General features: G+C 61.8%; 13 protein-coding genes. 5 read left to right on the forward strand and 8 right to left on the reverse strand.

Features of this window, described 5'->3' with window-relative positions; translation table 11 throughout:
* The 4 genes from Q7T64_RS14710 to Q7T64_RS14725 form a co-directional block, all read left to right on the forward strand.
* A partial coding sequence (locus tag Q7T64_RS14710) for an A24 family peptidase (RefSeq protein ID WP_304797224.1) occupies positions 1 to 245 on the forward strand: 245 nt, incomplete at its 5' end.
* A 1-nt stretch (position 246) separates the two neighbouring features.
* A complete protein-coding gene (gene coaE / locus Q7T64_RS14715; RefSeq protein WP_304797226.1) occupies positions 247 to 873 on the forward strand; it encodes a dephospho-CoA kinase in 627 nt (208 codons plus the stop codon).
* 91 nt (positions 874 to 964) lie between these two features.
* Positions 965 to 1,720, forward strand: a complete 756-nt coding sequence (gene zapD / locus Q7T64_RS14720; RefSeq protein WP_304797228.1) for a cell division protein ZapD — start codon at positions 965 to 967, stop codon at positions 1,718 to 1,720.
* A gap of 137 nt (positions 1,721 to 1,857) precedes the next feature.
* Positions 1,858 to 2,058: a DNA gyrase inhibitor YacG gene (locus Q7T64_RS14725; RefSeq protein WP_304797231.1), complete on the forward strand. Its 201-nt coding sequence runs from the start codon at positions 1,858 to 1,860 to the stop codon at positions 2,056 to 2,058.
* Between the two features lie 112 nt (positions 2,059 to 2,170).
* On the opposite strand, the gene Q7T64_RS14730 is transcribed toward Q7T64_RS14725, so the two are convergent.
* From Q7T64_RS14730 to Q7T64_RS14750, 5 genes are all read right to left on the reverse strand, one after another.
* The gene (locus Q7T64_RS14730) at positions 2,171 to 2,557 is read right to left on the reverse strand and encodes an NUDIX domain-containing protein (protein ID WP_304797234.1); all 387 of its coding nucleotides are present in this window, start codon (positions 2,555 to 2,557) and stop codon (positions 2,171 to 2,173) included.
* A 22-nt stretch (positions 2,558 to 2,579) separates the two neighbouring features.
* Complete coding sequence (locus Q7T64_RS14735) at positions 2,580 to 3,455, reverse strand: ATP-binding protein (protein ID WP_304797236.1); 876 nt, start codon at positions 3,453 to 3,455, stop codon at positions 2,580 to 2,582.
* Between the two features lie 69 nt (positions 3,456 to 3,524).
* On the reverse strand, positions 3,525 to 4,739 hold the full coding sequence (gene argJ / locus Q7T64_RS14740; protein WP_304797239.1) for a bifunctional glutamate N-acetyltransferase/amino-acid acetyltransferase ArgJ: 1,215 nt from the start codon (positions 4,737 to 4,739) through the stop codon (positions 3,525 to 3,527).
* A 48-nt stretch (positions 4,740 to 4,787) separates the two neighbouring features.
* Positions 4,788 to 7,553, reverse strand: coding sequence for a preprotein translocase subunit SecA (gene secA / locus Q7T64_RS14745; protein ID WP_304797242.1), 2,766 nt, complete (start codon positions 7,551 to 7,553; stop codon positions 4,788 to 4,790).
* Positions 7,554 to 7,694: 141 nt separating this feature from the next.
* Positions 7,695 to 8,639: a M23 family metallopeptidase gene (locus tag Q7T64_RS14750; protein ID WP_304797244.1), complete on the reverse strand. Its 945-nt coding sequence runs from the start codon at positions 8,637 to 8,639 to the stop codon at positions 7,695 to 7,697.
* A gap of 132 nt (positions 8,640 to 8,771) precedes the next feature.
* Between Q7T64_RS14750 and Q7T64_RS14755 the strand changes: the two genes are divergently transcribed.
* Positions 8,772 to 9,206, forward strand: a complete 435-nt coding sequence (locus Q7T64_RS14755; RefSeq protein ID WP_304797246.1) for a DciA family protein — start codon at positions 8,772 to 8,774, stop codon at positions 9,204 to 9,206.
* Between the two features lie 19 nt (positions 9,207 to 9,225).
* Here Q7T64_RS14755 and lpxC read toward each other — a convergent pair whose 3' ends face one another.
* The 3 genes from lpxC to Q7T64_RS14770 form a co-directional block, all read right to left on the reverse strand.
* The gene (gene lpxC, locus Q7T64_RS14760; RefSeq protein WP_304797249.1) at positions 9,226 to 10,164 is read right to left on the reverse strand and encodes a UDP-3-O-acyl-N-acetylglucosamine deacetylase; all 939 of its coding nucleotides are present in this window, start codon (positions 10,162 to 10,164) and stop codon (positions 9,226 to 9,228) included.
* 105 nt (positions 10,165 to 10,269) lie between these two features.
* Positions 10,270 to 10,773: a peroxiredoxin gene (locus Q7T64_RS14765; protein WP_304797252.1), complete on the reverse strand. Its 504-nt coding sequence runs from the start codon at positions 10,771 to 10,773 to the stop codon at positions 10,270 to 10,272.
* Between the two features lie 266 nt (positions 10,774 to 11,039).
* Positions 11,040 to 11,967: cell division protein FtsZ (locus tag Q7T64_RS14770; RefSeq protein WP_304797255.1), on the reverse strand; the 928-nt coding region annotated here is incomplete at its 5' end.

The following is an 11,967-nucleotide window of genomic DNA, read 5'->3' on the forward strand; positions in this document are numbered from 1 at the left end:
GCATGGGCTATGGCGACTTCAAGCTGCTCGCGGCATTGGGCGCATGGCTGGGATGGATCATGCTGCCGGTGGTGATCCTGCTGTCGTCGGTGGTGGGTGCTGCGGTGGGTATTTTCCTGATCGTGTTCAAGAGCCGCGCGCGCGACAACCCGATTCCGTTCGGCCCCTATCTCGCCGCCGCTGGCCTGATTGCCTTGCTGTATGGCAAAGCGATCGTAGAAGGCTGGCTGCCCGGGGCATTCTGAAGTGACGTCCACAGTGATTGTCCGGCCTTTCTCGGTCGGCCTGACGGGCGGCATTGGCAGCGGCAAGAGCCTGGTGGCCGACATGCTGGCCGCGCGCGGTGCGACCCTGATTGATACCGACCGCATTGCCCATGCACTGACCGCGCCCGGCGGCGCTGCCATGCCGGCCATCCGGCAACTGTTCGGCGACGGCTTCATGACGCCGGAAGGCGCAATGGATCGCGCGCGCATGCGCCAGCACGTGTTTTCCGACCCGGCGGCAAAGAAGCAGCTGGAATCGATCCTGCATCCACTGATCCGCGCTGAAACCGAACGGGCGGGGCAACAGGCCAGCGGCGTCTACCCGATCTTCGTGGTGCCGCTGCTGATCGAGTCGGGCAACTGGCGGCAACGGGTCTCGCGGGTGCTGGTGGTGGATTGCCCGGAGTCCGTGCAGATAGAGCGCGTCATGCGCCGCAACGGCTTAAGCGAGGAACAGGTGCGCGCCATCATGGCGACCCAGGCCACCCGTGCGCAGCGATTGGCCGCCGCAGATGACGTGATTGAAAACGATCGCGACCCGGCCGCACTCGAACCTGAAGTCGACCGGCTGCACGCCTTGTACGCATCCCTGGCCCGATCCGGTTGAAAACAATGGTTACAGAATTTGTAATTTCACCCGGCATGGGTCAGAATCACGTACATTGTCGTTCCGCCTCCACTCTCCTACGGATGCAACATTGATCGTCTACGAATACCCTTTCAACGAGCGCATTCGTACGTTGTTGCGGTTAGAAGACCTGTACGACAAGTTTGCTTTTTTTGTACGTCAAGGCCATGCGCTGCATCACCACGTCGCCCTGTCCACCATCTTCGAGATGCTGGAAGTTGCCGGTCGCGCCGACCTGAAGTCCGACCTGCTGCAGGAACTCGAACGCCAGAAGCAGACGCTGCTGGGCTTTCGCAGCAACCCGAACGTGCAACCCGAAATGCTCGACGAGATCCTGGCCGAGGTCGACCAGACCAGCGCGGCGCTGGTCGCCGCGCAAGGCAGGACCGGCCAGCACATCCGCGAAAATGAATGGCTGATGAGCATTCGCGGCCGCACCATCATCCCTGGCGGCGCCTGCGAATTCGACTTGCCCTCCTACCATGCCTGGCAGCAGCGCCCGGAAGAAAGCCGGCTGCAGGACATTTCCAACTGGTTCGGTCCGCTGGAGCCGCTGTTCAATGCAATCAGCCTGGTGCTGCGGCTGTTACGCGAGTCCGGCCGGCCTTCGAAGATCATTGCCCAGGCGGGCAGTTACCAGCAGATGTTGCAGGGCAAGATCTACCAGATGCTGCGCCTGACGCTGGATGAATCGATGGGGGCCATCCCGGAGATCTCGGCCAACAAGTACATGTTATGGGTGCGCTTCACGCTGCAGGATGGCGACATGAAGCCGCGACCCACTGAATCCGACGTCCCGTTTGAACTGACACTCTGCAATTTCTGAGTCGCGTACCTGCCGGCCGTGCAACGCGGGCCGGCAAGTTCATGCTGCGTGCATATACGTTTGCAAGCGGCACTTGAAAGCTGCGCCAGATCGCTCAATCTGATCCTTCATTGATTCCCGTTTTTTCAGGCTCCCCGATGGTCACCGTAGTCGATTGCCCCACCTGTTCGGCCAAGGTCGAATGGACCGAAAAAAACAAATACCGGCCGTTCTGCTCCCAGCGATGCAAGCAGATAGACCTGGGCGCATGGGCGGAGGAGAAATACGTGATTCCTGCGGTGTCGCCGCCGCAGGACGAGGATGATCCGGACCAGCCCGATGGGCAGGGACGGATTTAAGCGCACGAGCAAGGGTGGCCGGGCGCCTGGCGCATGCGCTGGCGCCCACCTGCGCTGGACACGCTGTAACGGCGCCAGGACTGGCCGGTCCGATCCGGCAAGCCGGCAAGGCTTACGCCAACCGGTACAGCCACTCCAGCAACGGTATCGTGGCCGGCAGCACCGGCTCCACCTGTACCGTGCCTTGCCATGCGAAGGATTGCCCTTCCAGGCTTTGCGGTTCGCCGCGCCAATCATGGATGATGAAAAAATGCAGGTGCACATGCGCGTGCGGGTACACATGCTCGACACAGCACCAGGGTTCTGCCCGTAGCACCGTGACACCCAGTTCTTCTTCGAATTCCCGCTTCAGTGCATCGAGCACGGATTCTGACGGCTCTACCTTCCCGCCCGGGAATTCCCAGTAGCCGGCATAGGGTTTGCCCTCTGGCCGACGGGCCAGCAGCAAGCTGCCGTCGGGCTTGCGCATGACGCCCACTGCCACATCGATGGCTGCCATCGGATTCTTTTCCCGCGCCGCCTCAGCGGCCTGCCTTGCCGGCATGGTCTTTGGCAAACTGCCAGGCCACCCGGCCCGAGCGCGAACCACGTTGCAGTGCCCATTGCAGCGCATCATGCGAGGACGCCTTGATCTCTTCTTCGCCACAACCGAAATGCCGCAGCCAGTGGCCCACGATGTCGAGATAGTCGGCCTGACGGAATGGATAGAACGATACCCATAGTCCGAAGCGCTCGGACAGCGAAATTTTTTCTTCGACCGTTTCGCCGGGATGCAGGTCGCCGTCGTCGGTGTGGGTGTAGGTCGCATTGTCCGACATGCGCTCGGGCATCAGGTGGCGCCGGTTCGAGGTCGCGTAAATCAGTACATTGTCCGATTGCGCCGAAATACTGCCGTCGAGCGCCACCTTGAGCGCCTTGTAGCCGCCCTCGCCTTCTTCAAATGACAGGTCGTCGCAAAAAATCACGAAGCGTTCGGGCCGGTTTGCGACCAGCTCGACGATATCGGGCAAATCGACCAGGTCGTCCTTGTCGACTTCAATCAGGCGCAGGCCGCGCCCGGCGTAGGCATTCAGGCAAGCCTTGATCAGCGAGGATTTGCCGGTGCCGCGGGCGCCGGTCAGGAGTACGTTGTTGGCCGGCTTGCCGTCCACGAACTGCCGCGTGTTCTGTTCGATTTCCTGCTTTTGCCGCTCGATGTTGTGCAGGTCGGCCAGCGTGATCGCAGTGCGGTGCGTGACCGCTTGCAGGTAGCCGACGCCATCGCGACCGCGCTGCCGGCGCCAGCGAAAGGCGGTCGAGGCAGTCCAGTCGACCTGCTTTGTGCTTGCCGGCAACAGCGATTCCACCCGGGCCAGCAGGCTTTCGGCGCGGGCCAGGAAATTTTCCAGTTCAGTCATGTTGTTGCGCTTGCCGTTGCGTTGTTGTGTTGGTTTTTGATTGCGGCGGGCGCTATCGCAGCGCCGGCATCAGGACCGGTAGTCCGCATTGATCGACACATAGTCGTGCGACAGGTCGCAAGTCCAGATCGTTGCGGCGTGGGTGCCGCGCGCCAGGCGCACGCGCACGGTGATCTCGCTTTGCTTCATCACGCGCTGGCCGTCTTCTTCGCGGTAATCGGGATTGCGCCCGCCGGCTTTGGCCACCAGCACGTCGTCGAGGTAAAGGTCGAGTTTGCCGACGTCGAGATCGTCAACACCGGCATAGCCGATCGCGGCCAGGATCCGGCCCAGGTTGGGGTCGGACGCAAAGAACGCCGTTTTCACCAGCGGCGAATGCGCGATCGAATAAGCGATTTTGCGGCACTCGGCGACGCTGGCACCCTGTTCGACCGTCACGGTGATGAACTTGGTCGCGCCTTCGCCGTCGCGCACGATCATCTGCGCCAGTTGCTGCGACAGGGCCAGGACTTCGGCTGCCAGCGTCGCATACTCGGGCGAATCGGCCGATGTCACCTGCAGCCCGGAAGCGCCGGTGGCGATCAGCATGAATGAATCGTTGGTCGAAGTGTCGCCGTCGATCGTGATGCAGTTGAATGACTGGTCGGCGGCGTCCTTGACCAGTTTCTCCAGCAATGCCTGCGACACGCCGGCGTCGGTAGCGAGGAAGCCGAGCATGGTCGCCATATTGGGCTTGATCATGCCAGCGCCCTTGCTGATGCCAGTCAGGGTGACTTTCTTGCCGCCGATCTGGGCCGTGCGCGACGCCGCCTTGGGCTGAGTGTCGGTGGTCATGATCGCTTCTGCCGCCGCTTGCCAGTTATCGGACTTCAGGTTGGCAATTGCCGCAGGCAGGCCGGCCTTGACGCGCTCGACCGGCAGCAGCTCCAGGATCACGCCGGTGGAAAACGGCAATATCTGCTCGGCGTCGCAAGCCAGCAGCGCAGCCAGCGCAACGCAGGTTTCGCGCGCCGCCGCCAGGCCAGGCTCGCCGGTGCCGGCATTGGCGTTGCCGGTGTTCACCACCAGCGCACGGATTTTATTGCCGCTACGCGCCTTGCACAACTGCACCGGTGCGGCGCAGAAACGGTTCAGCGTAAACACGCCGGCCACTGTTGCGCCATCGGCCAGCCGCATCACCAGCAAATCCTTGCGATTTGCCTTGCGGATTCCCGCTTCGGCAAAGCCGAGTTCAATACCGGGTACCGGCAGCAGGTTCGAAGGAAGTGGGAGATTGACCGCCATGTTCCGTGTTCTCGTCTTTTCAGTGTGAAGGGTCTGTGCCGGACGGCTCTATTGCAACTGGCCGTGGCAAACCTTGTATTTTTTACCGCTGCCGCAAGGACACGGATCGTTGCGCCCAACCTTGGGCAGCATACTGGCCAGCATGCGCGCCCGCTGGTCGTCGACTTCTGCGGTGGGCGCCAGCAACTCTTCCGGCGCCATTCCCGGCTTGTAGTCGGCGTGCTGGTAATGCACGTTGGCAACGTGAGGCTGCGCCATCTCTTGCTCGGCAGCGTCGATTTCTTCGCGCGACTCGATGCGCACCGTCATCACGATGCGGACCACTTCATCGCGGATCTGGTCGAGCATCTGGCCAAACAGCTCGAATGCTTCGCGCTTGTATTCCTGCTTCGGATTTTTTTGCGCATAGCCGCGCAGGTGGATGCCCTGGCGCAGATGGTCCAGTGCGGCCAGGTGTTCGCGCCAATGGCTGTCTATGCCCTGCAGCATGACGCTGCGCTCGAAGCCGGCAAACGCATCGCGCCCGATCTGCTCGACCTTGGCCTGGTACATTTCACGGCCGGCCGCCACCACGCGCTCCAGCAATTCCTCGTCGGTCATGTCCGGCTGCGCCTTGAGCATGTCGGCCAGCGGCACCGACATCTGCCAGTCGTTGGCCAGCGTCAGTTCAAGACCGGCAATATCCCATTGCTCTTCGACTGAATCGGGGGGTACATGCTGGCGGAACAGGTCGGTGAATACGCCGTCACGCAGGCTGTCGATCATTTCGCCGACATCGGTCGTTTCCAGCAACTCGTTGCGCTGGGTGTAGATCACCTTGCGCTGGTCATTGGCAACGTCGTCGTATTCCAGCAATTGCTTGCGGATGTCGAAGTTGCGCGCTTCCACCTTGCGCTGCGCCGATTCGATCGAGCGCGTGACGATGCCCGCCTCGATCGGCTCGCCTTCCGGCATCTTCAGGCGTTCCATGATGGCGCGCACCCGGTCGCCGGCAAAAATGCGCAGCAAAGGGTCGTCCAGCGACAGGAAGAAGCGCGAAGAACCCGGGTCGCCCTGGCGTCCGGCACGACCGCGCAACTGGTTGTCGACCCGGCGCGATTCATGCCGCTCGGTACCGATGATATGCAGGCCGCCGGCGGCGACCACTTGTTCATGCAGCGACTGCCACTCATCACGCAAGGTCTGCGAGCGCTGCGCCTTGTCCTGGTCCGACAAGGCGTTGTCTGCCTCGATCAGCTGGATCTGCTTTTCGACATTGCCGCCGAGGACGATGTCGGTGCCGCGACCGGCCATGTTGGTGGCGATCGTGACCATCTTCGGGCGGCCGGCCTGGGCAATGATTTCGGCTTCGCGCGCATGCTGCTTGGCGTTGAGCACGTTGTGCGGCAGCTTTTCCTTGTCCAGGATGCTGGCCAGCAGTTCCGAATTCTCGATCGAGGTCGTGCCCACCAGTACCGGCTGGCCGCGTTCGTAGCAATCGCGGATCTCGGCCACGACAGCGTTGTAGCGCTCTTCCGCGGACTTGTAGACCTGGTCCTGGCGGTCCTTGCGCTGGCTCGGCCGGTTGGACGGGATGACGACTGTTTCGAGGCCGTAGATTTCCTGGAATTCGTAGGCTTCGGTGTCGGCCGTGCCGGTCATGCCCGACAGCTTGCCGTACATGCGGAAGTAGTTCTGGAACGTGATCGACGCCAGCGTCTGGTTTTCGTTCTGGATGCGCACGCCTTCCTTGGCTTCCACCGCCTGGTGCAGGCCATCGGACCAGCGGCGGCCGGTCATCAGGCGCCCGGTGAATTCATCGACGATGATGATCTCGTCGCCTTGCACCACGTAATGCTGGTCCTTGTGATAGAGCGCATGCGCGCGCAGCGCCGCGTAAAGATGGTGGATCAGCGTGATGTTGGCGGCGTCGTACAGCGATGCGCCTTCGGGCAACAGGCCCATTTGCGTCAATATCTGCTCGGCTTTTTCGTGGCCGGCTTCGGTCAGCAATACCTGGTGCGCCTTCTCGTCCTTCAGGTAGTCGCCCGGCCGCTCGATCTTGCCGCGGCCATCAGGCGTTTCTTCGCCGAGCTGCTCGGTCAGCAGCGGCGGGATGGCATTGATCTTCTGGTACAGGTCGGTATGGTCTTCGGCCTGGCCTGAAATGATCAGCGGCGTGCGTGCTTCGTCGATCAGGATCGAGTCGACCTCGTCGACGATCGCAAACGGCAAGCCGCGCTGCACCCGGTCGCTGACTTCGTAGACCATGTTGTCGCGCAGGTAGTCGAAGCCGAATTCATTGTTGGTGCCGTAGGTGATGTCGGCGGCATAGGCTTGTTGCTTGGTCGCGTGGTCGAGTTGCGCCATGTTCACGCCAGTGGCCAGGCCAAGCCATCCATACAGCCGGCCCATCCATTCGGCGTCGCGCTGGGCGAGATAGTCGTTGACGGTCACGATGTGCACGCCATTGCCCGACAGCGCATTCAGGTAGGCCGCCAGCGTCGCCATCAACGTCTTGCCCTCGCCGGTCGCCATCTCGGCGATCTTGCCATCGTGCAGCACCATCGCCCCGATCAGCTGCATGTCGAAGTGGCGCATCTTCAGCACCCGCTTGCTGGCCTCGCGGCAGACGGCGAATGCTTCGGGAAGCAGCGCGTCCAGCGTCTCGCCCCTGGCCAGCCGCTCCTTGAAAGCCGGCGTCATGGCCTGCAGCTCGGCATCCGACAGCGCCTCCATGCCGGCTTCGAGCGCATTGATCTGGCGAACGGTCTTTTGATACTGCTTGAGCAGGCGTTGGTTACGGCTACCGAATATCTTGGTCAGGAATGACATGCTTGTTTGGGCCTGGGAAAAGGCGGCCGGACAGGCTTTGTCCGGCACATTGGTCGATACCAGCGAACCGCGGATTTTAACACGGGGCGTGCCAGCGAAATATGGGGACTGGCTGCCGGGAAACAAGCCCGGCCTCAGGGGTCAGCGGCTGGCCGACAGCAAGCGGGCCTGGGCGGCAGCGCCGGCCGACAGGAATTTGTGCGGATCCTGGTGGATATTCTTGACCAGGACTTCGAAATGCAGGTGGGCGCCGGTGGAGCGGCCGGTCGAGCCGATGTCCGCCACCCGCTGACCGCGGCGCACGATATCGCCCAGCTTCACATGCAGCCGCGACGCGTGGGCGTAGCGGGTCACGATGTCATTGCCATGATCGATCTCCAGCAGGTTGCCGTATTGCGGATGGTATTCGGCAGCCACCACCACCCCGCCGGCCGCCGCGACGATTGGCGTGCCTGTCGGCCCGGCAAAATCGATCCCGCCATGAAAAGCTTGCCGGCCATTGAACGGATCGATGCGCCAGCCAAAGCCGGAGGCGTTGTAACCCACGTTGGCCGGCTGCACGGTGGGCAACATCTTGAATTGCACCTTATCCTGCATCAGCGCGCTCTCCACCACGTTCAGGTAATCGCCACGCTGCTCCAGCTCCAGGGACAATTGCTGCAGCGCACGGGTGAACGCCTCCGGGCTCATGGTCTGCCCTTCGGGCGGCGGCTCGAGCCCGCCGCGCCCCGGCTTTTCACGAAAATTGAAGGTCTCGGGCTTGATGCCCGCCAGCCCCTGCACCCGTTCCCCGAGCGCGTCCAGCCGCATCATCTGCGCCTGCATTTCGCCGACCTTGACCGCCATGGCGGCGATGTTCTCGCGCACATAGCGATCCTGATGGGCAGGATCTGCCGATCCGGCGCTGGCCGCACTCGCGAATGGCACGCCCATGCGCCCCAGCAAAGGCAGGCCGAAATAGAAAGCTGCTGCACTGGCCGTGCAGACCAGCAGCACGAACGCCAGCAACAGCACGACAAGGTGACGTGTCTTCAATGTAATGGAACGGGCCTGGCGCAAGCCCGGATGGACCAGGATGATTTGCATAGCGATTCCTCAATGCCGCGGCGCGTCGGCGAGCTGTGATAAGGTTGGGCGATGTCACGTCCATCGCCATCGACTTACCAGCAAAATGCCCGCCAGCTCCACGGATCGTCTTCACGGTCGGCATTGGGCGCCGTGGACTTCCTCAATGCAAACGACAAAATGGCAAGCCTTTTGCCGACGGTTGCGCGTATGGCGGCACTGCAAAAAGACTGCGCCGCCATTCTTCCAGGGATATTTACAGCGTGTGAGGTACTGCAGTTCGAATCCGACAAACTGGTACTGTCGGTTCCCAGCGCAGCGCTCGCTGCGAAGCTGAAACAGACCTTGCCAAGACTGCGTGAAAGCCTGCTGAAACGAGGGTGGCAGGTTAGCGCAATACGTTTGAAAGTGCAAGTTGACCAAGTTGTCGTAAAGGCAAAACCCGAGAAGCGGGCGACCCTTTCCGGCAGCGCCCTGGTCGCGCTGGAAGAGCTTGAAAAGTCACTGGAAGCAAAGCCCTACAACGACCCCTTGCGCGCAGCCTTGCAGGCAATGGTGCAGCGTCACCGGGCGCGGCAGCAAGAATAGCCCGGCCGGGGCTCGTTACTTAATTCAGCGCCCATTCCTGGCCAAGTTGCCGCACGTAGGCAGGCGGCGCCGGCATCGCCACGTTGCCAAAGGAAACAATCTCATAGGCATCCGGTTGGGCGAACAGCGCGCGCAATAACTGGTTATTCAGTCCATGACCCGACTTGTGCGCGGAGTAGGATGCAATCAGCGCATGGCCGGCAAGATACAGGTCGCCCACGGCGTCGAGTATCTTGTGCCGCACGAATTCATTGTCGTAGCGCAGGCCGTCGGGATTGAGTATCCGGTACTCGTCCATCACGATGGCATTCTCCAGCGAACCGCCGCGCGCCAGGCCGAGTCCGCGCAAGGTTTCCACGTCCTGCATGAAACCGAAGGTGCGGGCCCGTGAAATTTCCTTTACGTAGGAATCGAACGCGAAGTCCACTTCGGCGACCTGCCCGGTCGCATCCACGGCGGGATGATTGAATTCAATGAAGAAGTGCAGTCGAAAGCCGTCGTAGGGCTCCAGCCTCGCCCATTTTTCCTGCGCGCCCTGCCCCTCGCGCACTTCCACCGGCTTTAGTACGCGAATGAATTTTTTCAGTGCGTCCTGTTCCTGCAGCCCTGCCTGCTGCAACAGGAATACGAACGAAGAAGCAGAGCCGTCCATGATCGGGACCTCTTCTGCCGTGATATCGACGACCAGGTTATCGATACCGAGTCCGGCGCATGCCGACATCAGGTGCTCCACCGTGGAGACCTTGGCTGTCCCGCTTTGCAGCGTCGACGCCATGCGCGTGTCGCCCACTTCGAGCGCCGCCGCCCGCAGTTCGACCACCGGTTCGAGGTCGATGCGACGAAACACAATGCCGGTATCGGCGGCAGCCGGGCGCAAGACCAGTTCCACCCGGGTGCCGGAATGCAGTCCGATGCCGATGGTCCTGATCAATTGCTTGATGGTACGTTGTCTGAGCATGGGGCGATTATACCAATCGGCCCCAGCAGGCCCGGCCGGCCTTGCCGCGCACACATGATTCGTGTTGCAGCAAGTGCACGGCGCCGGGCGACAATTAATGCTGGCTCAGAGTTGCGCCAGCATGGTTTCGGCGTTCGACACTTCAAACTTGCCGGCTGCTTCGACATTGAGCTGCTTGACCACGCCATCGTCGACCAGCATCGAATAACGCGTCGAGCGCACGCCCATGCCGTTCTTGGTCAGGTCCAGCTCCAGGCCCATTTTCTGGGTCAGCTCGGCGCTGCCGTCGGCCATCATGCGCACCACGCCGGTGGATTTCTGGTCACGACCCCAGGCGCCCATGACGAATGCATCATTGACGGAAACGCACCAGATCTCATCGACCCCTTTGCTTTTCAGCTCGGCGGCCTTGGCAACATAACCGGGCACATGCTTGGCCGAGCAAGTCGGCGTGAACGCGCCTGGCAAACCGAAAATCGCAATCTTCTTGCCCTTGACCAGGTCGGCCACATTGAATTTGTTCGGTCCCAGCGCGCAGCCGGCGGTTTCGACTTCGATGAATTCGGACAATACGGCGTCAGGCAGGCGATCGCCAACTTTGATGGTCATGGTGTTTCCTTTTGGTATTTATAGCAGTTGATTGGCATGGCCATGCCCATGGACGGCACGGCGAGCAGGCAGTATGCCGCGTTTCGGTTTTCGTTGCAGGCGTGGCACGATTTGGCAGGCGAGGTCACGCTGGACGGGAACGGCCGAACTCGGGATCAGGTAGCACCGACGTCCCGTCCGCAAAAGGCGCTGCCGTTATAAAGCCTCTCCGGCGAAATGGAAAACGCCGCCCGCAGGCGGCGTTTCCTGTCTTCCCGAGCAGACGATCAGTCAGCCTGCTTGCGCAAGAATGCCGGAATGTCATACGTCTCCATGCCATTCTTTTCCAGCGCCCGAACCGTCTCGGACGCGGATTCGCGACGCCATACCGCCGGCGCTTTCATGCCCTCGAACGAATGTGACGGCTGCGCGTGCGCGCTGCCAGCTTGGTTCTGAGGCGCGGCGACCGCGTGGTCATGGGTGCCGGTGCGCAACATCGGCGTCTGCACCAGTTGCACATTCTTGCGGCCCCGGCCCAGGCCGGTTGCCACCACGGTCACCCGCAGTTCGTCGCCCATGCTGTCGTCGTAGGCGATGCCTTGTGCAATCGACGCGTCCGCCGCAGCGAAGGCGCGCACCGTGGCCATCACTTCCTTGATTTCCTTGCCCTTCAGGCCGCGGCTGGCAGTGACATTGACCAGCACGCCGCGCGCGCCGGAAAGGTCGATGCCGTCCAGCAGCGGCGATGCGACCGCCTGCTCGGCTGCAATGCGGGCGCGATCAACGCCAGCAGCGGTGGCAGTTCCCATCATGGCCTTGCCCTGCTCGCCCATGATGGTCTTGACGTCGTTGAAGTCGACGTTGATATGGCCCGGCACATTGATGATCTCGGCAATGCCGGCGACGGCGTTGTTGAGGACGTCATCGGCATGCTGCAGCCATTCGACCATGCTGTCGTCTTCGTAGATTTCCTCGAGCTTTTCGTTGAGGATGACGATCAGTGAATCGACATGCTGGCTCAGCTCTTCCAGGCCTTCGTTGGCGATGTCCATGCACTTCTGGCCTTCGTACGAAAAAGGCTTGGACACCACGGCCACGGTCAGCGCACCGAGCTGCTTGGCGATTTCGGCCACGACCGGTGCTGCGCCGGTACCGGTGCCGCCGCCCATGCCGGCTGCGATGAACACCATGTGCGCGCCGCGCAGCGAATCTTCG

It is taken from the genome of Lacisediminimonas sp., from assembly GCF_030645335.1.
Taxonomy (GTDB): Bacteria; Pseudomonadota; Gammaproteobacteria; order Burkholderiales; family Burkholderiaceae_D; genus Lacisediminimonas.

What these genes read in the sequence shown, in the direction of transcription:
- Q7T64_RS14725 (WP_304797231.1), top strand. Translation starts at nt 1,858, where the DNA reads ATGGTCACCGTAGTCGATTGCCCCACCTGTTCGGCCAAGGTCGAATGG.
- Q7T64_RS14730 (WP_304797234.1), bottom strand. Translation starts at nt 2,557, where the DNA reads ATGGCAGCCATCGATGTGGCAGTGGGCGTCATGCGCAAGCCCGACGGC.
- Q7T64_RS14735 (WP_304797236.1), bottom strand. Translation starts at nt 3,455, where the DNA reads ATGACTGAACTGGAAAATTTCCTGGCCCGCGCCGAAAGCCTGCTGGCC.
- argJ (WP_304797239.1), bottom strand. Translation starts at nt 4,739, where the DNA reads ATGGCGGTCAATCTCCCACTTCCTTCGAACCTGCTGCCGGTACCCGGT.
- secA (WP_304797242.1), bottom strand. Translation starts at nt 7,553, where the DNA reads ATGTCATTCCTGACCAAGATATTCGGTAGCCGTAACCAACGCCTGCTC.
- Q7T64_RS14750 (WP_304797244.1), bottom strand. Translation starts at nt 8,639, where the DNA reads ATGCAAATCATCCTGGTCCATCCGGGCTTGCGCCAGGCCCGTTCCATT.
- lpxC (WP_304797249.1), bottom strand. Translation starts at nt 10,164, where the DNA reads ATGCTCAGACAACGTACCATCAAGCAATTGATCAGGACCATCGGCATC.
- Q7T64_RS14765 (WP_304797252.1), bottom strand. Translation starts at nt 10,773, where the DNA reads ATGACCATCAAAGTTGGCGATCGCCTGCCTGACGCCGTATTGTCCGAA.